The sequence below is a fragment of the Terrabacter sp. 05T424 genome (assembly GCF_056396225.1).
Window position 1 is genome coordinate 438,465 of sequence record NZ_JBFTLB010000001.1, and the last position, 20,283, is coordinate 458,747.

18 protein-coding genes and 1 pseudogene are annotated in these 20,283 nt (G+C 71.9%); 11 read left to right on the forward strand and 8 right to left on the reverse strand.

What is annotated here, in order from left to right; all coding sequences use genetic code 11:
- Positions 1 to 2: 2 nt before the first annotated feature.
- Complete coding sequence (gene xseA, locus AC1DE0_RS02060) at positions 3 to 1,577, reverse strand: exodeoxyribonuclease VII large subunit (protein ID WP_478097744.1); 1,575 nt, start codon at positions 1,575 to 1,577, stop codon at positions 3 to 5.
- Positions 1,578 to 1,731: 154 nt separating this feature from the next.
- Here xseA and AC1DE0_RS02065 point away from each other — a divergent pair.
- Positions 1,732 to 2,394, forward strand: a pseudogene (locus tag AC1DE0_RS02065) (phosphotransferase); the annotation flags it as partial.
- A 66-nt stretch (positions 2,395 to 2,460) separates the two neighbouring features.
- The gene (locus AC1DE0_RS02070) at positions 2,461 to 3,495 is read left to right on the forward strand and encodes a 4-hydroxy-3-methylbut-2-enyl diphosphate reductase (RefSeq protein WP_478097746.1); all 1,035 of its coding nucleotides are present in this window, start codon (positions 2,461 to 2,463) and stop codon (positions 3,493 to 3,495) included.
- Positions 3,496 to 3,521: 26 nt separating this feature from the next.
- Here the strand turns inward: AC1DE0_RS02070 and AC1DE0_RS02075 are convergent, their stop codons facing one another.
- Both AC1DE0_RS02075 and AC1DE0_RS02080 read right to left on the reverse strand, forming a co-directional pair.
- Positions 3,522 to 5,210, reverse strand: a complete 1,689-nt coding sequence (locus tag AC1DE0_RS02075; protein WP_478096599.1) for a substrate-binding and VWA domain-containing protein — start codon at positions 5,208 to 5,210, stop codon at positions 3,522 to 3,524.
- A 90-nt stretch (positions 5,211 to 5,300) separates the two neighbouring features.
- On the reverse strand, positions 5,301 to 6,533 hold the full coding sequence (locus tag AC1DE0_RS02080; RefSeq protein WP_478096601.1) for a DNA recombination protein RmuC: 1,233 nt from the start codon (positions 6,531 to 6,533) through the stop codon (positions 5,301 to 5,303).
- A gap of 84 nt (positions 6,534 to 6,617) precedes the next feature.
- On the opposite strand from AC1DE0_RS02080, the gene AC1DE0_RS02085 reads away from it, so the two are divergent.
- The 5 genes from AC1DE0_RS02085 to AC1DE0_RS02105 all read left to right on the forward strand — a co-directional run bounded on the left by AC1DE0_RS02085 (position 6,618) and on the right by AC1DE0_RS02105 (position 12,304).
- A complete protein-coding gene (locus AC1DE0_RS02085; RefSeq protein ID WP_478096603.1) occupies positions 6,618 to 7,457 on the forward strand; it encodes a thioesterase family protein in 840 nt (279 codons plus the stop codon).
- Positions 7,458 to 7,486: 29 nt separating this feature from the next.
- Complete coding sequence (locus tag AC1DE0_RS02090) at positions 7,487 to 7,894, forward strand: histidine phosphatase family protein (RefSeq protein WP_478096605.1); 408 nt, start codon at positions 7,487 to 7,489, stop codon at positions 7,892 to 7,894.
- 67 nt (positions 7,895 to 7,961) lie between these two features.
- Positions 7,962 to 9,047: a redox-regulated ATPase YchF gene (ychF, locus tag AC1DE0_RS02095; protein WP_478096607.1), complete on the forward strand. Its 1,086-nt coding sequence runs from the start codon at positions 7,962 to 7,964 to the stop codon at positions 9,045 to 9,047.
- Positions 9,048 to 9,198: 151 nt separating this feature from the next.
- Complete coding sequence (locus AC1DE0_RS02100; protein ID WP_478096609.1) at positions 9,199 to 11,427, forward strand: acyltransferase family protein; 2,229 nt, start codon at positions 9,199 to 9,201, stop codon at positions 11,425 to 11,427.
- 61 nt (positions 11,428 to 11,488) lie between these two features.
- The gene (locus AC1DE0_RS02105) at positions 11,489 to 12,304 is read left to right on the forward strand and encodes a DinB family protein (RefSeq protein WP_478096611.1); all 816 of its coding nucleotides are present in this window, start codon (positions 11,489 to 11,491) and stop codon (positions 12,302 to 12,304) included.
- 13 nt (positions 12,305 to 12,317) lie between these two features.
- Here the strand turns inward: AC1DE0_RS02105 and AC1DE0_RS02110 are convergent, their stop codons facing one another.
- Entirely contained in the window at positions 12,318 to 13,115 is a 798-nt protein-coding gene (locus tag AC1DE0_RS02110; RefSeq protein ID WP_478096613.1) for a hypothetical protein, read from the reverse strand.
- 143 nt (positions 13,116 to 13,258) lie between these two features.
- Here AC1DE0_RS02110 and AC1DE0_RS02115 point away from each other — a divergent pair, with 143 nt between their 5' ends.
- Positions 13,259 to 13,618, forward strand: a complete 360-nt coding sequence (locus AC1DE0_RS02115) for an ArsC/Spx/MgsR family protein (RefSeq protein ID WP_478096615.1) — start codon at positions 13,259 to 13,261, stop codon at positions 13,616 to 13,618.
- Between the two features lie 48 nt (positions 13,619 to 13,666).
- Here AC1DE0_RS02115 and AC1DE0_RS02120 read toward each other — a convergent pair whose 3' ends face one another.
- On the reverse strand, positions 13,667 to 14,968 hold the full coding sequence (locus AC1DE0_RS02120) for a DUF1479 domain-containing protein (RefSeq protein WP_478096617.1): 1,302 nt from the start codon (positions 14,966 to 14,968) through the stop codon (positions 13,667 to 13,669).
- Positions 14,969 to 15,055: 87 nt separating this feature from the next.
- On the opposite strand from AC1DE0_RS02120, the gene AC1DE0_RS02125 reads away from it, so the two are divergent.
- Entirely contained in the window at positions 15,056 to 16,189 is a 1,134-nt protein-coding gene (locus AC1DE0_RS02125; RefSeq protein ID WP_478096619.1) for an ROK family transcriptional regulator, read from the forward strand.
- A gap of 21 nt (positions 16,190 to 16,210) precedes the next feature.
- Here AC1DE0_RS02125 and AC1DE0_RS02130 read toward each other — a convergent pair whose 3' ends face one another.
- Both AC1DE0_RS02130 and AC1DE0_RS02135 read right to left on the reverse strand, forming a co-directional pair.
- Positions 16,211 to 17,089 carry an alpha/beta fold hydrolase gene (locus AC1DE0_RS02130; RefSeq protein ID WP_478096621.1) on the reverse strand — a complete coding sequence of 293 codons (879 nt, stop codon included), beginning with the start codon at positions 17,087 to 17,089 and terminating at the stop codon, positions 16,211 to 16,213.
- Between the two features lie 89 nt (positions 17,090 to 17,178).
- On the reverse strand, positions 17,179 to 17,934 hold the full coding sequence (locus AC1DE0_RS02135) for a DUF5995 family protein (protein ID WP_478096623.1): 756 nt from the start codon (positions 17,932 to 17,934) through the stop codon (positions 17,179 to 17,181).
- Positions 17,935 to 18,058: 124 nt separating this feature from the next.
- Between AC1DE0_RS02135 and AC1DE0_RS02140 the strand changes: the two genes are divergently transcribed.
- Positions 18,059 to 18,655, forward strand: a complete 597-nt coding sequence (locus tag AC1DE0_RS02140; protein ID WP_478096625.1) for a hypothetical protein — start codon at positions 18,059 to 18,061, stop codon at positions 18,653 to 18,655.
- Between the two features lie 6 nt (positions 18,656 to 18,661).
- Complete coding sequence (locus AC1DE0_RS02145) at positions 18,662 to 19,513, forward strand: hypothetical protein (RefSeq protein WP_478096627.1); 852 nt, start codon at positions 18,662 to 18,664, stop codon at positions 19,511 to 19,513.
- Between the two features lie 34 nt (positions 19,514 to 19,547).
- On the opposite strand, the gene AC1DE0_RS02150 is transcribed toward AC1DE0_RS02145, so the two are convergent.
- Entirely contained in the window at positions 19,548 to 20,279 is a 732-nt protein-coding gene (locus AC1DE0_RS02150) for a cache domain-containing protein (RefSeq protein ID WP_478096629.1), read from the reverse strand.
- Positions 20,280 to 20,283 lie beyond the last annotated feature (4 nt).

Sequence of the window (20,283 nt, forward strand, 5' to 3'; positions counted from 1 at the left end):
CCCTATGACGTCTCGGCGACGGGGCTGCCCGGGCCGTCGTGGTGCGTGTCGCCCTCGACGGGGACGCTCGGGTCGAGGGGGAGCGGCTGAACCGACTGCGGCGTGGCGGCCGGCTCCGCCCCGGTGCCGCGCGACCGTCCCGGGCGAGCTGCCGTCGTGCCTGCCGTCGTGCCCGCAGCCTTGCCTGCAGCCTTGCCTGCAGCCTTGTTCACACCCTGCTTCACCGCGGCCTCGGTCGCGCTCCTCGTCGCCGCCGCCTTGCGGGGGGTCGCCACCGCACGGGTCGTGGCGCGGCCCGTCTTCCGCGCCGCCGACGTCGCACCGGGGCCGCGGCCCGGGGTCTCGTCGGCGCCGTCGCTGACCGGCCTCACCCCGAAGTCGCCGCGGGCGACCCGCACGCGGAGCAGCTCTCCCACGCCGACGTCGTCCTGGTCCATCACGATGCGTCCGTCGCGGTGCTGCACGACGGCATACCCACGCTCGAGGGTCGACTGTGGCGACAGCGCGACGACCTGCCGGCGCAGGTGCTCGGTCTGGTCGGCGGCGCGGTGCAGGCGGGCCTCGACGCGTGTGGTCGCCCTGACCCGGAGAGCGGCGACCTCCTGGCGTCGCGCCCGCACGAGTGCGACGGGGTCGGCCATGACCGGCCGAGAGACCAGCGCGCGGAGTCCCGACCGCTCGGACTCGACACGGCGCACGAGTGCGCGTCGCAGCCGGTCGCGTGCCCCGTCGACGGTGCTGCGCTCACGGGCGGCGTCGGGAACGACTTTCTTGCCGGCGTCGGTCGGGGTCGAGGCACGCCAGTCGGCCACGAAGTCGAGCAGCGGCTGGTCCACGTCGTGGCCGATGGCGCTGATCACGGGGGTGCGGGCCTCCGCCACGGCGCGGATCATCGCCTCGTTGGAGAAGGGGAGGAGCTCCTCGAGGGCGCCGCCGCCGCGGGCGATGACGATGACGTCGACCATCGGAAGTGCGTCGAGCTCGCGCAGGGCCGCGACCACCTCGGTGACGGCGGACGTGCCCTGCACGGCCACCTCGCGGATCTCGAAAACGACTGCGGGCCAACGGCGCCGGGCGTTCTCGACGACGTCCTTCTCGGCTGCCGAGTTGCGTCCCGTGATGAGCCCGACGCGGTGCGGCAGGAACGGGATCGGTCGCTTGCGCCCGACGTCGAAGACGCCTTCCGCGGCCAGCGTGCGCTTGAGGATCTCGACCCGCGCAAGCAGGTCGCCGATGCCGACGGGTCGGATCTGCCGGGCCTCGAGCTGCAGTGTGCCGCGCTTGGTCCAGAAGGTCGGCTTGGCCTGCAGCACGACGCGCGCGCCCTGCGCGAGCGGGATGGGCATCGCGTTGACGGCGTTCATCGGGACCGACACCGACAGCGACATGTCGACGTCGGGGTCGCGGAGGGTGAGGAACGCCGTGCCGCCGCGCGGGTTGAACTGCACGACCTGGCCCTCGACCCAGAGCTGGCTCATCCGGTCGACGTAGTCGGAGATCTTGAGACTGAGCACCCGCACCGGCCACGGCTGCTCGGCCGTGGTGTCGGCGGCCTTGTCGGGCAGCGGGCTCGTCATGCTCACTCGCGCCACCCTAAAGGTGTTGCGGCCCCCGGGCGGCGCACCTAGCGTCGGCGCGGTGACTCCCGAGTCCCTCGACGCCCTGCGATGGGTGGCCGACCGGTTCGCGCTCGGCGGGGTCCGTGAGGCGCAGTGGGTGGCGCGCGGCGCGATGGGCGAGGTCCACCGCGTCGTGACGGACTCCGGGGCGTATGCCGTCAAGCGCACCTTCTGGCGTGAGGACCCTGACGACGTGGTGGAGGCGCGAGCCCGGTTCGAGGTCGGTTTCGCCGAGCGGTGTCGGGTGGCGGGCCTGCCCTCGCCGCGGGCGGTCGTCGGCCCGGGCGGCGCGGTGGTCGCAAACGACGATGCCATGACCGGGTGGCGCGTCCACGAGTTCGTCGCCGGCGTCGTGCCCGACCGGTCCGACCCGGCCGCGCAGCGGTGGGTGGTCGAACAAGGCGCTCTCATCCACGGGCTCGCGCTCGAGCCGATGCCTGGCGACACGGTCCAGGAGTTCTACCGCGTGTCAGCCGTGGACTGGTCGGGTCTGGCTGAACGTGTCGACGACGCCGGGGCTGCGTGTTCAGCCGGGCTGCGTTCACGGGCCGCGGAGTTCGCAGACCTGGGGGAGTGGGCCACGAACGTGCCCCTCCACGAGGTCGTGCTGTGTCACCGCGACCTCAAGGCGAACAACACGTTGCTCGAGCCGAGCGGCGCCAGGTGGCTGCTCGACTGGGACGACATCGGTGCGCACGACCCAGCGCGCGAGGTCGGGACGGTCCTGCTCCACCACGTGCCCGACGAGGCGGCGCTCGTGACGCTCGCGGCGGCATACGGGGCAGGTGGCAGCACAGGCGGCGAATCGGGTGCGCAGGGGTCGGCCCCTTACGATGGGGCCATGAGCCAGCCCGCCGACCAGACGTCCGCCAAGAAGGTTCTCCTCGCGGCGCCGCGCGGCTACTGCGCCGGTGTCGACCGGGCCGTCGTGACCGTCGAGAAGGCCCTGGAGCTCTACGGCCCTCCCGTCTACGTGCGCAAGCAGATCGTGCACAACAAGCACGTCGTCAACACGCTCGAGAAGCGCGGTGCGATCTTCGTCGACGAGACCGACGAGGTGCCGGAAGGTGCGACTGTCATCTTCTCGGCGCACGGCGTCGCGCCCGTCGTCCACGAGGAGGCGAAGGCACGCAGCCTCAAGACGATCGACGCCACCTGCCCGCTCGTGACGAAGGTGCACCGCGAGGCGGTGCGCTTCGCCGATGCCGACTTCGACATCCTGCTCATCGGCCACGAGGGCCACGAAGAGGTCGTCGGCACGGCCGGTGAGGCCCCCGAGCACATCACGCTCGTCGACGGTCCCGACGACGTCGACAACGTCACGGTCCGCGACCCCGAGAAGGTCGTGTGGCTCTCGCAGACGACCCTGTCGGTCGACGAGACGATGCAGACGGTCGCGCGCCTCAAGGAGAAGTTCCCAGCGCTGCAGAGCCCGCCGTCCGACGACATCTGCTACGCCACCCAGAACCGTCAGCTCGCCGTCAAGCAGATGGCCAAGGACACCGACCTCATGATCGTCGTGGGGTCGCGCAACTCGTCGAACTCGGTCCGGCTGGTCGAGGTCGCGCTCGAGCACGGCGCGCGCGACGGCCACCTCGTCGACTTCGCCGACGAGATCCAGGAGGCGTGGCTCGACGGCGTGACAACCGTCGGCGTGACGTCTGGGGCCAGCGTGCCGGAGGTGCTCGTTCGCGACGTGCTGAGCTGGCTCGCCGAGCGCGGCTACGGCGAGGTCGAGGCGGTCATCGCTGCCGAGGAGTCCCTGCTCTTCTCGCTGCCCAACGAGCTGCGTCGCGACCTCAAGGCCCGCAAGGGCGAGGAGTCCGGCACGCTGCGCCACGACGCCGCCTTCGAGGACGCCGGCTCGCTGCACTGAGGCGCGCGCCTCGCGGACCGCGCCCGTCAGCCGCCCAGGGCGGCGACGAGGGCGGGCTGCAACCGGTCGAGCGACGGGCCGGCGACGTACTGCCCGCCCGTGATCGCCACGACCTGGCGCATCGCCGCTGCGTCGACCCGGTCGCCCAGGCCGAGCACCACGACCTGAACGGGCCGCGCGGCGTCCTTGGCCGAGGCGAGACGCTGCTTGAGCAGGTCGAGCGTCAGTCCGTAGTCGTCCTCGTTGGGGCCGTCGGCGACGATGACCACGGTGTTGGTGCAGCCGGCTCGCCAGGTGCTCTTGGCGCGGTCGTAGGTCGCGGCGATGCTGTCGTACAGGCCGCTGCCGCCGCCGACGAACGAGTCGAGACCGGCCACGGCCTTGTCGAACTCGGCCACCCGCTTGGCATCCCCGAGGGGCGCGACGTCGATGAGCTGGCGGAAGTCGTCACCGTGGGACCCGATGTGCTGCGAGTAGATCCACAGGGACGCGACGGTCGCGGGGTTCGCGCCGCTGACGGCCCGCACGGTGGCTCGCTGGAGGACGTCGAGCCGCTTGCCCTCCTTGTCGCGCTCGAGCATCGACCCCGAGACGTCGACGGCCAGCAGCGCCTGCGTGCGCTTCGACGCGGCGGCCCAGAGGCCCGTCGCCTTTGCGAGGGGAGCACCGCCAGCCTTGCCCGCGACCGAGATCGTGCCGTAGAGGGGCGATGGATCTGCGGGCTCGCCACCTGATGTGCGGAAACCGCTGTCCTGCAGCAGCTTTCGCGTGGCTTCGGAGGTGAGGTGCTTCTCGAGCGCGGCCACGAGCGGCTTCTTGGCCGCATCAGTGGTCAGCGAGACGACGGAGTAGTCCACGGCGGGAGCGCCCTCGGCGGGTGCCACGGCAGCGAGCGACGTGTCCGGGTGCTCGGTGTTCCAGGCGACGAGCTGGGCCTGGGTGACCACGGCGCCCGTGCGGCCGTCCGACGCCGCCACCTCGGCGAGCGAGACGTCGCCGGCGGCCGCGATGGTGCGCAGCCGTGCCTCCAGCACGAGCGGGGTCGCCACCGAGACGGCGGCCTCGCCGACGGCGGAGCGGCGCGGGTCGGGGATCCGCACCGCGACCGGCCCGCCCAGGAGGTCGGCCCAGCCCAGGCGGGTGCCGAGGGCGGACGCCCGTGAGTCCTTCATCGCGATGACGACCGCGCTCGAGGCGAAGGGCTCACCGGCGTCGACCGTCGTGCCCGAGACGGTGCCCGCACGGTCCGTCCAGGAGGGGGAGTCGGTGACCCAGGCGTCCGGGCGTGCGGCGGCGACGAGCGAGCCGGAGACGGCGTAGGGCTCCTCGGAGTTGATCGTGTAGGCGGCGCAGGGGCCATCGGCCTGCTTGGCGAGGTCCTCGGCTGCGGCCGCGACCGCTGGAGCAACGGCGGGCGCTGCGGAGACCCTGACCTTCACGGGGTTGGTGCACGACGTGGGCTGGGCGGCTGTCGTCGGCAGGGCGGTCGGGACGTCCGTCGCTCCGAGGTAGCGGTAGGCGCCCACGCCCAGGCCGGCGACGACGACGACGACCGCCAAGGCGCCGGCCACCCGCGTGCGTCGGCGTCGCCGGGCTCGTTCAAGGGCAGCAGCCTCGACCCTCTCGCGCGACTCACGCAGGCTCTGCTCGTAGGGGCCGATGCGTCGACCCGAACTGCCGGATTCTCTAGGTCCCGGGCCCCCCACCCCGGTCATGCTCTGCCTGTTCCCACGCGCGTATTTTCCGGTGCAGCCCTACGGGTGTCCATTTTCTGGACAAATCGGACACCGCGTCGGCTCTGGCCCTCAGGCAGACCGTTCGCCGGCGGGGGAGTCGGGTGCGGATCCCCTTGCGTCGCGGTGAGCGGGGTCGGCGGTCGCGCGCTCCAGGAAGGCGTCGTCGCGAGCGTCGCGGCCGAGGTCGTCGGTGAGCTCGGCCGCGCTGAGCGACCGGGGCGCGACCTCGAGGGGCTCGAGGGCGGGCGGCTGCTCGCTCGTCAGGTGCAGCTCGTGCATGCGTCGGGCCGTGACGAGCACGCGGGACTCGAGAGTGCCGACGAACTTGTTGTATTGCTCGACCGAGCGCGAGAGGGCCTGGCCCATCGTCGTCACGTGCCCGCCGAGGGTGGACAGGCGCGAGTAGAGGTCCTGCCCGATGGCGAGCAGCTCGCGGGCGTTCTGCTCGAGGGAGTCCTGCTGCCAGATGGCCCCGATCGTGCGCAGCACCGCGAAGAGGGTGCCGGGAGAGGCGAGCACGACCTTGCGCGTGAGGGCGTGCTCGTAGAGGCCGGGGTCGTCGGCCAGCGCCGTCGCGAGGATGGCCTCGCCGGGCACGAAGCACACGACGACCTCGGGGGAGCGGGTGAAGGCGGTCCAGTAGGCCTTGGCGGCCAGGCTCTCGACGTGACGGCGCAGGGAGGTGGCGTGGGCGGCCAGCAGCTCGGCCCGCTCGATCTCGGACACGGTGTCGCCGTGCGCTTGGAGGAAGTGCGCCATCGGCGCCTTGGAGTCGACCACGACGTGGCGCGACCCCGGGAGGTTGATGACGGCGTCGGGCCGCACGGTGGCGCCGTGCCGGCTGATGCGCGTGACCTGCTCGTCGAAGTCGCAGCGGGCGATGAGGCCCGACAGCTCGAGCACCCGGCGCAGCTGCACCTCGCCCCACGCGCCGCGCACCGTCGAGGCGTTGAGGGCGCTGGCGAGCGTGGCCGTCTCGGTGCGCAGCGACTCGGTGGAGCGGCTCACCTCGGTGAGTCGCTCGCCCAGCTGCCCGAACTGGAGGGAACGGTCGCGCTCGAGGGCACCGACCTGGCGCTCCACCCGGCCGATGGTGTCGCGCAGCGGGGCGAGCAGGGCGGCGGTCGCGTCGTCGACCTCCCGAGCCGCCTCGAGGTCGCCGACCCGCTCGCGCAGCACGTCGCGCTCGGCCTCGGCCGCGGCGGACCGGGCGAGCAGGGCCGACCGCGCCGAGAGCCAGGCGAGGAGAGCGCCGACCAGCCCTCCGACGATGAGCCCGACGAGCAGCGCGGTGGTGTCCATGGCCACACCGTCGCAGAGGGCGCCGACAGTGACGGAGGCGACACCCCGGCATACCCCGTCGGGGGCTTCTGTTAGACCTTGACCGTGAGCGAGTACGACGACGCGACCCGGCTCGAGGCCGGCGACGACCCGAAGCGCAGGCACGGAACCTTCCACGAGGAGTGGATGATCGGCAACGCCGTCAACGGGGGCCTGGTCATGGCGACGGCGCTGCGCGCGCTGGGTGAGCACCTCGTGGCCGACCCGACCGAGACGACCCAGCACGTCGACCCGGTGGTGCTGTCCGCGTACTTCATGACCGCCTCACAGCCCGGCCCGTTCACGGTGACCACCGAGGTGATGCGCTGCGGCCGCACGCTCTCGACCGGGCAGATGGCGATCCACCAGGTCGGCGACGACGGGCAGCCGGTCGAGCGCATGCGCGCCATCGGCTCCTTCGGCAACCTCACCGACCTCGAGGTGCAGCGGCAGGCCGGGCCGCCCGACCTGCCGCCCCCCGACGAGTGCCTCTCGGCCGAGCAGGCGCCCCCCGACTTCCTCGCCAACGCCAAGTTCCTCGAGCGGCTCGACCTGCGCCTCGACCCCTCGACGGCCGGTTGGGCCCTCGGCAAGCCGTCGATGCGCGGGGTCATGCGGGGATGGCTGCGACTGCGCGACGGCCGCGAGCCCGACACGACGATGCTCATGATGGCGCTCGACGCGCTGCCGCCGGTCGCGTTCGACCTCGGCCTCCTCGGCTGGACGCCGACGCTCGAGTTCACCGGCCACGTCCGCCGCCGGCCGGCACCGGGCTGGCTGCGGGTCTCGCTGTCGAGCGAGACCCTCGGTGGCGGGATGATGGAGGAGGACGCCATGATCTGGGACTCCGCCGGCGACCTCGTGGCCCAGTCACGCCAGCTCTGCGGCGTGCGGATGCCGCGGTGACGGCCGAGTCGTGACGGCCGGGTCGTGACGTGAGCGTCGAGCTCGTCTACGAGACCCACTCGATCACCGAGGACAACGAGGCCGGCGTCGCGACCGGATGGCTGCCCGGACGTCTCTCCGCGCAGGGGCGTGCCCTGGCCGCTGAGCTCGGGCAGCGCCGCCCCGCGAGGGGGTTCGCGGCCGTCTGGTCCTCAGATCTCGCTCGGGCCGTCGAGACCGCCCAGCTCGCGTACTACGGCACCGGCGTGCCGCTGGTGACCGACGCGCGCCTGCGCGAGTGCGACTACGGCACGCTCAACGGCGGCCAGAGGGTCCTCCTGATCGCACACTCGGCCAACCGCTGGGCTCTGCAGCACCTGCTCGACGGCACGCCTCTCGGGCAGGTCGTCACCGCGCCGTTCGCGTGGCAGCCCGGCTGGGAGTGGACGCTCGCGTGAGCCCGGCGTGACGGCATACGTCCTCGTGGTCGGGAGCCGGCGCGAGCGCCGTTAGACTCTTGACCCCGTGGCACTCACCATCGGAATCGTCGGTCTCCCCAACGTCGGCAAGTCGACGCTCTTCAACGCGCTGACCAAGAACAACGTGCTCGCCGCGAACTATCCGTTCGCGACGATCGAGCCCAACGTCGGCGTCGTGCCGCTGCCCGACCCGCGGCTCGGCGCGCTCGCCGAGATCTTCAGCTCGGAGAAGATCCTCCCGGCGACCGTGAGCTTCGTCGACATCGCCGGCATCGTCCGCGGCGCGAGCGAGGGTGAGGGTCTCGGCAACAAGTTCCTCGCCAACATCCGCGAGGCGGACGCGATCTGCCAGGTCGTGCGCGCGTTCGAGGACGGCGACGTCGTCCACGTCGACGGCAAGGTCAGCCCCGCCAGCGACATCGAGACCATCCACACCGAGCTCATCCTCGCCGACCTCCAGACGCTCGAGAAGGCCGTGCCCCGCCTCGAGAAGGAGGCGCGGATCAACAAGGACAAGAAGGCCGCGCTCGAGCTCGCGCAGGCAGCCCAGAAGGTCCTCGAGGAGGGCCACACGCTGTATGCCGCTGGCCCCGCTGCAGGGGTCGACCTGACCGAGGCGAAGCAGCTGGGCCTGCTGACCACCAAGCCCTTCATCTACGTGTTCAACCTCGACGAGGACCAGCTCGCCGACGCCTCCCTCCAGGAGTCGCTGCGTGAGCTCGCGGCGCCCGCCGACGCCGTCTTCCTCAACGCGAAGCTCGAGATGGACCTCATGGAGATGGAGCCCGACGAGGCCCTCGAGCTGTTGCAGAGCTTCGGGGCCGAGGAGTCCGGCCTCGACCAGCTGGCGCGCACGGGCTTCCACACGCTCGGCCTGCAGACCTACCTCACGGCCGGCCCCAAGGAGTCGCGCGCCTGGACGATCGGCAAGGGCTGGACCGCCCCGCAGGCCGCCGGCGTCATCCACACGGACTTCCAGCGCGGCTTCATCAAGGCCGAGGTCGTCGGCTTCGACGACCTCGTCGCGGCCGGCTCGATGAGTGCGGCCAAGTCGGCCGGCAAGGTCCGCATCGAGGGCAAGGACTACGTCATGGCCGACGGAGACGTGGTGGAGTTCCGCTTCAACGTGTAGCCGCCGTCGGGCCGTCTCGCCCACGGCGCACGTCCCGAGGCCGGGTGCCGCAAGACGGTAATCTGAGCGCCGCCGACACACTCCGGACCGGCCCAACGAGCCGGCACCAGCCCCATCAGCCGACATCCACCGCCGACCGACAAGGAGCACCGTGTCCCAGCAGGTCCGCATGCCGCCCCGTCAGCGGCAGGAGTCCACGGAGGCGTCCCAGGGCGCCCCGCGAGCGCAGCGACGCGGCGACATCCAAGGTATGCGTGCCGTGGCCGTTCTCTCGGTCATGCTCAGCCACGCCGAGATCGTCGGCTTCGCCGGCGGCTACGTCGGCGTCGACGTCTTCTTCGTCATCTCCGGCTTCCTCATCACCGGGATCCTCGCCCGGGAGGTCACCAAGAGCGGCCGGGTCTCGATCGCCGGGTTCTACGCCCGGCGTGCCATGCGCATCCTTCCGGCCGCCACGGTGGCGCTGCTCGTCGTGTGCCTCGTCTCCTTGCTCGTCTACACGACGAACAACCTGCACCTCGTGCTCCAGGACATCGGGGCGGCCGCACTCTTCTCGGCCAACATCGACTTCGCCCTCGCCGGCACCGACTACTTCTCGACGAGCGCGTTCGTCTCGCCGGTGCAGCACTTCTGGTCGCTTGCCGTGGAGGAGCAGTTCTACCTCGTGTGGCCCGCGGTCATCGGCCTCATCATGTACCTCGGGGCGCGTGCCCGGGGGGCATCGGGCTCGTCACGGCCCGCCACCCGCGCCGTCGCCCTCCGGCGCTCGGCGGCCCTGGTGCTGCTGCTCGCACTGCTCTCCTTCTGGTGGTCGGTGCACCGCACGGGAACCAACCCGCAGATGGCGTACTACTCGACGTTCACGCGCACGTGGGAGCTCAGCGTGGGCGCGCTGCTGGCCCTCTCGGCCGGCAGCATCGCTCGGCTCCCGGCCGCGGTGAAGGGGGTCGCCTCCTGGGCCGGCCTGCTCGCCATCGCCGTCGCCGTGCTCACCTTCAGCTCGGCGACGCCGTTCCCGGGGTGGCACGCCGCACTGCCCGTCGTCGGCGCGGCCCTCGTGCTCGGCGGCGGCATCGGCGGCCCCCGTGCCGGAGCCCGCCTGCTGCTCGACACGCGTCCGATGCGCTTCGTCGGCAACATCTCCTACTCCCTCTACCTCTGGCACTGGCCGCTGCTGATCCTCCCCGGCGCCTACCTCGTGCGTGACCTCGGACTCCTCGAGCGCCTGCTCGCGCTCGCCGCGTCCGTCGTGCTCGCCTGGGCCAGCTACCGGTGGGTCGAGACGCCGTTCCACCACCCGACGAAGGCGACCGGCACCGCGGGACAGCCCGAAGGCGCCGCCGCGTCGCGAGCGGACGTTCGTGGCACCGCCCGCGCCCACCGCCGCTCCGTCAACCGCTCGTTGCTGCTGTGGCCGGCGGCCGTGGCCATGGTCCTGACCGGCGTGGCCGGGGTCTGGGTCTACGACGCGAGCCGCAGCGGCGGGTCCGCCGCCGCACTCGCCCAGGCGAACAGCGCACCCGAGACGCCCCAGCAACTGATCGCCGACGTGGCCAAGTCTTCGGCCCTCGCCCGCCAGAACGCTCCTCTGGCCACCCCGCTCGTGCCGGCCCTGCCCGACCTCTTCGGCGACATCACCCACCCGATGGGCACCTGCTCGGCATCACGCGAGGCGCTGACGATCGACATCTGCCCCAGCGGTGACACCAAGGCCTCGCGGACGATCGTGCTGTGGGGCGACTCCCACATCGGTATGTGGATGCGCCCCCTCGAGCAGCTCGCCAAGGAGCGCGGCTACAAGATCGTCCCCTTCACCAAGGCCAGCTGCGTGCCGCTCGACGAGGTGGAGTGGTATCGGGGGAAGGCCTATCCCGAGTGCCGGAAGTTCGGCCAGTGGGCTCTCGACCAGATCACCCGCCTCAAGCCCGACCACATCCTCATCAGCGGCTTCCTCGGCACACCCCTCGTCAACGACGCAGGCACCGGCCCGCTGACGGTCGGGCAGGACACCGAGCGGTTCACCGCGGGCGCGCAACGGATGCTCTCCAAGGTGCACTCCCGCCTTCCCGCCACCAAGGTGACCGTGCTCAGCGACGTGTCGATCCTCGAACAGGACGCCGGCAAGTGCCTCGGCTCGAAGCGCGCCACCATGAGCACGTGCGTCAAGCCGATGTCCGCCGCCGTCGCCTCGCGCAACGACGGCTGGAAGTCTGCGACCGCCGCCACGGGAGCGCGCTACCTCGACCTGTTGCCCTACTTCTGCGCCGAGACCTGCCCGATCGTGGTCGGCAACACCATCGTCTACCGCGACAGCAACCACATCACGAGCACGTACGCCCAGAGACTCAAGCCCGTCTTCGGCAAGGAGCTCGGCCTCTGACCGTCCGACGCCGTGGGCGGCGCCGGTCGACGGTGTCGGCGGGCTGTGCCATCGTCTGAGCATGGACGAGGGGCGGCTCGAGGACCACGGTGGGCCGGACGCGCTGGTGGGTGGCGGGGCCGCCCACGACGACGCGGCTGATCGGGCTGACGGGGCGCCGCTGGTTCGAGGGCGGCGCCTTCGTGGCACGCGGTTCATCGGATGCGACCTGAGCGATGTGGTGGTGCGCGGCAGCGACGTCGCCGGCATGGAGGTCGACTCACCCTGGCTGATGGAGGGTGGCGGCCGCCTGCTGGTCAACGGCGTGGACGTGGTGCCCCTCGTCGACGCGGAGCTGAACCGCCGCTTCCCCGGACGCCAGCTGCGTTCGGCGTCGAGTCCTTCGGGTCTGCGCCAGGCCTGGGCCGCGGTGGAGCAGGCGTGGGCAGCCACCCTCGAGCGCGCCATGAGCATGCCCGCCGACACGGTCGACGCGTCGGTGGGCGGCGAGTGGTCGCTGGCCCAGACGCTGCGGCACCTCGTCATGGCGACCGACGTGTGGCTGGGCAGGGCGGTTCTCAGGGTGGAGCAGCCCTACCACCCCCTGGGGCTGCCCCACGACGAGCACGACACCGAGGCCTACGACGAGTCCGCCTTCGCCGTTGACGCGCCGCCCTTCGAGCAGGTGCTCGAGGCTCGGGCCGGTCGCCAGGCGATGGTGCGTGACTACCCTGCCCGGGTCTCCGCGGGAGAGCTCGAGGAGAGCCGGAGCAACCCGCACGCCCCAAAGGTCCACGAGACCGTCCTGTCGTGCCTGCGCACCATTCTCGAGGAGGAGTGGGAGCACCACCGGTATGCCGTGCGCGACCTCGACCTCCTCGCAGAAGGCGGCCGCTGAGCTGCTGCCAGGGTCAGAGCGGCACGAGGCGCAACGAGTCCAGGGTGGCCTGCTGCGCTGCCAGCACCTTCCCGCTCGTGTCGGGGAACCAGGACCGCTCGACGACGACCCGTTCGCCATGCACGACGACGACCCACAGCTCGACGAGCTGGTGCTGGGCTGCCATGGGGCGGTAGGTCATCACGCCGCCGTTGTCGCAGAGGCTCGCTTCCGGGTCGTCGAGCTGCGCGGTCAGGTGCACGCCGGATCCGCCGAACCGCACCGTCGGCGTGATCGGCTGGATCACCCTGAAGGGATACCGCGACAGCACCTCGTGTGCCAGGTCAGCGGGGGAGGGCCCTGGTTCCGCCGGCACGCTGGTCTGCGCCCGACAGGGCCCGAACGGCAGCCCGTCCAGCTCCATCACGCGGATGCCTGCGTCCTCCCTCACGAAGGTCGGTGTCTGCACCACGACCCCCTGCTGGAAGAGCCACCACGGCTCGCCGGACGGTGTGATCTGCACGGCGAGGGCGGAGCGAGGGAACGTCGGGAAGAGGTTGCCGGGCATGCGCAGGCGGTAGGTCGCCCCGGTGCGGAGGGCGCTCGCGGTGCGGAAGGCGTACGCGTCGCGGTCGACGAGGTGCGGCGCCTCCGGAACCGCCGCCGACGGGGGAGTGGGCCGGGCATCCGTCGTCTGCCCGACGGCCCCGGTGGAGACCGAGGCGCCGGTCCGCGTGGCCGTCGAGTCCGCACCTGCGCCCGACGCCCCGGTGCAGGCGCTCAGCGCCACGACGACCCCCATCACCAGCCCGACGATCGCTCTGCTGGCCACGTCGCCTCCTGCCCAGATCATGCGGGCCCGTGGGCGTCGGAACCGCCTGCTCCCAGTGTCCCCCGGACCGGGCTCGGACACAGCCGCGCCGACCTCTTCGACCGCCGGGGCGCGAGCGCGCGGGCCCCACTAGGGTCGGCCCCATGAGCGACGACCTGACGATCCTGCACAACAACCGCTGCTCGACCTCTCGAGCGGCGATGGAGCGCATCGACGAGGCGCACGTGCACGCCGAGGTCGTCGACTACCTGCGCCGGCCGCTCGACGCGGCCGCCCTCGGTGAGCTGCTCGACAAGCTCGAGGACGCCCCGAGCGACCTCGTCCGGCGCGATCCCCACTTCGCCGAGCTGGGCCTGACCGAAGCCGACGTCGCGACGCGCGAGCAGGTCATCGAGGTGCTCGTCGAGCACCCGCGGCTCATGCAGCGGCCCGTCCTCGTCAAGGGTGACCGGGCGATCATCGGCCGCCCCAGGGACCGGGTTGCCGCCTTCCTCGCGGACTGACCAGCGGCGTCGGGACCCGTCAGTCCGTAGGCGACACAGGGGGACTCGTCAGACGAGGCCCAGGCCACGGCGACCGGTGTCGTTGAGCTGCGCCGTCGTGAACCGGTCGGGCCAGCTGCGCTCGTAGTGCTCCTCCGGGAAGTCGCTCGGGCTGGAACCGCTGACGAAGGCCTCACGCACCTCGGCGGCATACCTCTCGTTGCGCTCGCACCACGGGGCGGCCGGGACGTACATGACGTTGCCCCAACCCTGCTGGTCCTGCACGGGCGCGACGCTGTGGATCATGTCGCAGTGCCACCAGACCGAGTCGCCCGCCTGGACGTCGGGGATGCCGCTCAGCGCCTCGAGCAGCAGCGGGTGCCACTTCTCGCTGGCCGGGAAGACCTGGTTGGTGGTGACGCCGCACATGTCGTCGTCGGCGACGTCGTCGAGGAGCGGGCGCAGCATGAGGTAGGCCATCGCCTCGGGGATCGGCACGGTGTGCAGCACGCCCTGGTCGTGTGCCATGTCGGACAGGGCGGTCCAGCCCTGGAAGGTGCGGAACGCCGAGCACATCGTCGTGCCCGGGTACTGCGGGCCGGAGGTGCGGTGGGCTGCGTCCCACGGGTCGTACGCCTCGACGTTGCCGTCGAAGAGGTGGCGGAACGCCTGCTGGTAGCCCCGGGTCATCCAGAGGTCGAGGGTGCCGGGGTCGCAGTGCGCACCGAGGCCGTTCGAGTCCGCACCCGGCGGCCGCCGGCGGATGCGGTCTGGGTAGAGGGAGTCACGGTTGGGGTCGAACCAGGTGACGCCGTCCGACTCGTGCTTCCACTGGCTGTTGAGGAAGGACTGGACGGTCGCCATGCGCTCGCTCTGACGAGCCTCCATCTGGGCCGCCGACCAGTAGATGGGGTAGATCTCGGGCTTGGAGCCGACGCTGCCGAAGAAGTCGTCGCCGGGCCCCCGGTAGCTGTCGAAGAACCCGTTGCCCTCGACATAGTCGACGATGCCGGAGTCCCACCGGAGCGCCTGCTCGCGAGGGAAGTGGCCGCGGACGACGAGGCAGCCGCGCCGCTGCAGCTTCGCGAGCTGCTCGCGCGTCACGGTGCCGTCGGCGATCTCGGCGTAGTCGATGACCGGCCAGACGTCCTCGCCGCGCTCCTTGGCCTCCCTGATCTCGGCGACCTGCTCGGCGACCCGGTGCTCCACGACGGCGAAGACCTCCTCGACGGTGCGGCCGGACGCCTCGATGCGCTCGCGGATCGCCTGCTTGATCTCGCGGACTGCGCGAGGAAGGTCGTCGGGGGTGCTCTCCCAGTGGGGGAGGCCGGAGATGTCGGAGACAGACGGGCTGACGGGTGCTGCGGTCATGGCTCTTCCTTTGGTGAGGACTCCTTACGAATGACCACGGTAGCGTGTCGCAAGCATTTAGGCAAGCGTCCTAACTAGAATGCGGTCATGTCGTCCACGAAACCGAGCCTCGAGCTGCTGAGGTCCCTCACCGACGAGCACGTCCTCCGCGCCCTGATGGTGCGTCGCAAGCTGACCCGGGCCGAGGTCGCCGCATGGACGGGCATCTCCAAGCCGACGATCTCCGAGGCGTTCCGCCGGTTGGAGCCGGCGGGCGTCGTCGTCGACACGGGGGAGCGCAGCCAGGGACGCGGCCGAGCCGGCTCGTACTTCACGCTCTCGCCTGCGTGCGGAGCTGCCCTCGTCGTCGGCATCACCGCCCAGGGCGTCGTCGCTGAGACCGTGGACGCCTTCGGCGACGTCACCGGCTCGGCCGAGGAGGCGCTCGACCGGGGTGCCGATGCCGGCGGGGTGGCACGAGCGATGGGTCGGGCAGTCGCGGCGGTGGCCACCCTCCCCGGAGCCGCGACGATACGCACGGCCGCCGTCAGTGCCGCCGACCCCGTCGACCGCGCATCGGGGCGCCTCGTCCACCTCCCCGACTCGCCGTTCCTCGTCGGCGACCTCGATCCGGCGTCCCTGCTCGCCGAAGCGGTGGACGGGCCGGTTCTCGTCGACAACGACGTCAACTGGGCCGCGCGGGCCGAGCAGTCGGCCGCACACGACGGCGCCGCAGGTTCACGCGACTTCGTCTACCTGTACCTCGACGAAGGCCTCGGGTGCGCCGTCGTCGCGGACGGTGACGTCCGGCGCGGTCACTCGGGCCTCGCCGGCGAGATCGCCCACCTCGTCACGACGGGCCCGGGCGGCCGGGCCATGCCGTTGACCGAGGTCTTCGCTGAGCTGGGCCTGCGCCGAGCGGGTTCCACCGCGGTCGACGTCGGTCTCGTCCGGTCGGCCGACGGTGCGACGTTCGCCGCCCTCGGCGCAGCAGTCTGCGGCGTGCTCGCTGCGATCGTCGCGCTCACCGACCCCGAGATCGTCGTCGTGGGCGGAGCGTGGGGTCGCGAGGCGACCTTCCTCGCCGAGCTGTCCCGTCAGGCTGCCGAGCTGCCGCGCCCGGTGCCTGTTGCCCCCGCCGGCGTCGTCGAGCGCCCGCCGCTCGCGGGTGCCCGCTCGGCAGCGCTCGAGCAGCTGCGTGACCTCATCGTGCTCGGCGCTCGGGAGCCGAGCACGCCCTAACCGCAAAGGTGCCGGGCGCCGTCAGCTCGCCGACTCCGTCAGGCCCGGACCGGGGCCGGTCGTCGCGATGAAGTCGCGCACGAGGTCGGAGAACCGGTCGGGGTCGTCGAGGTGCGGGAAGTGGCCGGCACCCTCGAACAGCTCGAGCCGGCACCCCGGCAGGGCCTCCTTGGCCCGCTCGGCATGACGCGACGGAATGACCATGTCGTTCGTGCCCCAGATGACGAGCACCGGCAGGCCGACGAGGTCGGGCAGGTACTCGCGCGCCGTCACGGTCTGGCCCCGGGCGTCCAGCACGGCCCGCGTCGTCGTGAGGAACGCCCGGCGGCTCTCGGCGTCGCTCAGCCTGGCGAAGCCGTCCCAGGCCGCGCGCATGTCATGGCTCGCCCGCCAGCCCGCGCGGGCCATCGTGCGGCCGATCGTCTCGACCCCGCCCCGGACCCACCCTGAGGCGAGGGCGGGCAGCACCCACTCGGCGCCGGGCAGGGTCACGGCCCGGAGGGCCGGGTTGACCTCCCTGCCGAGGCCGCCGCTGCCGACGAGCACGAGACGCTCCACGCGCTCCGGGAAGAGGTAGCAGAACTCGAGGGAAATGCCGCCGCCGAGGGAATGTCCGACAAGGGTCACCCGGTCGATGCCCAGACGGTCGATGAGGTCGCGCAGGGTGGCAGCGTGGGTGGCGAGCGAGTGGTCGCCGTTCGTGTTGGCCGACGCGCCGTGGCCGAAGAGGTCGGGCACGACGACACGGTGCCGGTCGTCCAGGCGTTCGATCAGGTGCCCCCAGCTCGAGTGCGACCCGAGCAGCCCGTGGACAAAAAGGACCGTCTCACCGGCGCCGCTGTCGACGAACGACAGGGCATGCCCGTGCAGCGAGATCACCTGCGGCTGTAGCACGCTCACGACACCCCCTCGCGTCCGCGAACCCCTTCTTCGAGGTTAGCGCCGCCGGGCGGCCTGCATGACCCGAATCGAGCACGGCGCGGCGGTGCTCAGTCCGCCGGAGGCAGCACGACGCCGAAACCGGCGACGGCGAGACGCAGGAGCACCTGGCCCGGCGCCAGCAGGTCGGCGATGCGCGCGGCACTCAGCAGCTCGAGCTCTGCGAGCCGGACGGCATACGCCTCGGGGCCCTCGAGCCGGGCGCGCTGGAGCTCGATCGCGTTGTGCCACACCTTGTTCCGGGCCTCTCGCAGGAACCGCACCGACGCTCGACGGTTGAGCGGAGTGAGCAGGCGGTCGAGGGCCTGCTTGGTGGACTGTTCCGACAGCTCGTCGTCCTCAGCCGCGACCCGGCCGGAGAGCACGGCGTCGATCCGCGCGTGGTCCCGGCGTCGCCGGTCCAGCAGCACGGGGTCGGCGAAGTCCGCGTCGCTGATGACCGCGAGAAGGGCCTGGGGCAGGTCGTAGTTGATGTGCGCGTTGATGCCGAGCAGCACCTGGCGGAGCGCCGGCAGCTCGGCGGGCGCCGCAAAGGCGAGCGCCCACGGTCGGGGTGCCCGTTGGTCGGGTGAGAGGTCGGCTTCGAGGGCGTCGAGGTAGAGGTCCGCGAAGACGACGTCCCAGGCCTCGACCCAGGCCGGGTCCTCGAACGATGCGTCGTCGATGGCCTTCGCGACCGCTTGTGTCGTGCGCAGGTAGGTGGCGAGGAAGGCCCGACGAGCCGCGAGAGGCGGCGGCAGCTCGTCGAGCAGCCCGGTCATCCGGTCGACGACGTCACCGATGCCCCGCGGGCCCGTCTGGGTCATGTCGCGTTCTCCTCACCCGGGTCGGCTCCTGTCCCTAGTCTGGAACGAGAGTCGAACGGCGTCAGGGGATTCGGTGCGCCGGCAGCCGCTGCCGACGGAGGTCGCCCAGTGTCGAGGAGGCCGGATGGGACGCAGGCACGGACCGCGGTCCTTCGACGCGGTCGAGGTGGGCAAGCGCGAGACCGACGCCTGGGCCTCGTACTACCGCCACGAGTGGGCACGGTTCCTCCGGGCGTCGGTCGGCATGGTCGCCGCCGGGTTCGGCATGAACCGTCGCGACACCCTTCGCGGCGCCTGGCTCGTGCTGCGTGCCAACCAGGCATGGGCTCCCTTCCCCGACAACGACCCCGATCGGGCACGCGGGCTGATGCGCGACTTCTACGCGCTGGTCGTCAGCACGGGTGGCCTCGATCTCGACCCGGTCCGGGCCTCGACCCTCGAGGTCGAGTGGTGGCGGGTCCACCGCGAGCACCAGCACGACGGGGCGGTCACGACCGACGACCTGGTCGGTGCACTCGTCGACCTCTACGCGTACGTCTACGGCGCCGAGGCCGACCTGATGAGGCCCGCCGCCGAGCACCGGGTCGAGGCGATGGACCTCTCAGACCGCTGGGTGCGCGCGGGGTGTGCGCTCGACGACCCCCTCCTCGCGGCCGAGCGGCGCGCTCTCGTCGCGTCCTATGCCGCGCTGCTCGCCGCCATCGGCCGGGTGGGCTCGTGACGACCCATGTCTCACCGGCCGCTCGAGACTGACCCCGCCTCCACGTCGGAGCGTGACGACCGCGTGCTGCCGACGACGAGGGTCCTCTCGGGCGTGCTCGTACCGATCCTCGTCACCGCCTTCGTCATCCTCTACGGCTTCCCGTCCGACACCGAGCGGCTCTTCGCGTGGACGATCCGCCCCGAGCTGACCCCCATGGTCCTGGCCTCGGCCTACCTCGGCGGCGCCTGGTTCTTCGTCCGCGTCCTGCGCGAGGGCCGCTGGGCCCGGGTGAGCGCCGGGCTGGTCGCCGTGACGCTCTTCGCGGGGCTGCTCGGCGTCGCGACGGTGCTGCACTGGGACCGCTTCAACCACGGCCACATCGCCTTCTGGCTGTGGGCGGTGCTCTACTTCACGGCGCCGCTGCTCGTCCTCACTGCATGGTTCGCCAACCAGCGCACGGCGTCGCCGCCCCGCTCCACCGAGCTCCGTCTCGGGCGGATCGCTCGCGCCGTCGTGGCCGCCGGCGCCGGCCTCGCCCTCGCCACGGGTCTCGTCATGGAGGTGGCGCCGGCCACGGTGATCCCGGTCTGGCCGTGGCTGCTCACGCCCCTAACCTGTCGCGTCGTCGGGGCCGTGTTCTGCCTCGGCTGCGCCGGACTCGTCGTCACCAGGGACCCGAGGTGGGTGCGCCTGCGGCTCATGGTCGAGGTCGAGACCGTGATGCTCACCCTGGTGCTCGTCGCGCTGGCCCGCGCCCACACGGACCTGCGCACCGACCGCCTGCTCACCTGGCCGCTCGTCGGGGGCCTCGCCGCCACGCTCGCCGCCTCGGTGGCACTGTGGGTGCGCATGGCCCGGCGCGAGCGCGCTCCGTGACGCCCTCCACCTCCGGCGAGGCCTCAGCGCGGCGTCAGCGCGGCGTCAGCACGAGGAACGGCAGCCCGGTGCAGTGCGTGGCGGTCCAGTCCGCGTGCGGGGCGGTCTCGCCCGCCAGCCATGCCCCGACGGGGAGCCCGCGCAGCAGGTCGCCGGTGACCCAGGTCGGGTCGGACGACGTCACGACGCGACCGGAGCCGTTGACGAGGACGCAGGTGCGGTCGACCGAGCCCATGACGTCGAGGAGGTGCTCCTCGAACCAGGCAACGAGCACGTCGACCCCGACCACCCCCGCGAACGCCCCGTCGACGAGGAACGGCTGGGTGAACGTCAGGGTGTACTGGTCGGTGCAGAGGTAGTCGACGTAAGGTCCCGTGACCTGTCGCTGCCCGGACTCGAATGGCTTTGCGTACCAAGGCAGCTCGGTGTAGTCGCGGAAGCCGACCGCACGCGGGTCGGTCTCCGCGGCGAGCTTCGCGATGGTCGTGGAGCCTCCCCGGGTCTCGGTGGTCCACCACTCGAGCCAGTAGGGGGCGTCTGCGAGCGTGCCCGGCGCCATGACGGCCCCAGCGCCGGCGACCGGTGTCTGCGGGTCGGCGAGCATCGCGCGGCAGCGCTCCTCGATGTCGAGGTCGGCGCGGCGTGGTGCCGCCCCGGAGAGTGGTCCGGTGAGCAGGTCCCCGAGGTCGTCGAGCTGGCCGAAGACCCATTGTCCGAAGTCGGAGACCCATCGGGCCACGTCGGTGTCGGTCGTGGTGGTCGTCATGGTT